1 protein-coding gene is annotated in these 617 nt (G+C 57.2%); it reads right to left on the bottom strand.

Features of this window, described 5'->3' with window-relative positions; genetic code table 11:
* Nucleotides 1-33: 33 nt before the first annotated feature.
* Nucleotides 34-617, bottom strand: a 584-nt coding sequence (locus tag B5G16_RS12450) for an IS256 family transposase (RefSeq protein WP_204228114.1), incomplete at its 5' end; no start/stop codon positions are given.

The raw sequence follows: 617 nt of genomic DNA, 5'->3' as shown, positions 1-617 counted from the left end.
CGGCGTGTTGTTCTTCTTTTTGTGTTATAGTCTTCACTCGGGGAATAAATCCCGATCCAGATCGATTCGCGGCACCGGCCTCAGGTAGGATTTTTTATCCATGGCCGTTTTACCCATCAGCAGCAGTACCGACTCCTCGCTGGGCATGGCTCCCCGCATGCGTGTAACCCGTCGAAAATCCTTCTGCAGACGCTCGATCCAGTTCGTCGTGTAGATCATCGACTGAATCCTTGCCTCGTAATTCAGATAGGTGAAGTAGGCTTTGTAGGCTGGGTCTTCGCCCCGTCGTCGAAAACTGCGATAATCCTGACCCCATTTCTCACAGAGCGCCTGCCATTGTTCCCAGGCTCTCTCCACCGTATAGCTGCGATCCCCCGTACGGAAGACCTGCCGCAGATCTTCGGCCAGCTCTCCCTTGTCGCCGTTGCGCACGCAGCTCAGCAGATTGCGTTTCAGGTGCGTTGTACAGCGTTGCAGCGGGGCTCCGGGAAAGATCGTACTGATGACATCCTCCAGACCCTTCAGCCCGTCGGCACACACCAGGCCGATCTTCCGAACGCCTCGTTCCTGCAGCTCTGTGAGCATCTCGCCCCAGCCCAGGGCGCTCTCCGTGGGCT

This window comes from Alistipes sp. An66 (assembly GCF_002161445.1).
GTDB lineage: Bacteria > Bacteroidota > Bacteroidia > Bacteroidales > Rikenellaceae > Alistipes > Alistipes cottocaccae.
The sequence above is the reverse complement of the archived record's forward strand: the minus strand, read 5'-3'. Positions and strand labels throughout refer to the sequence as shown.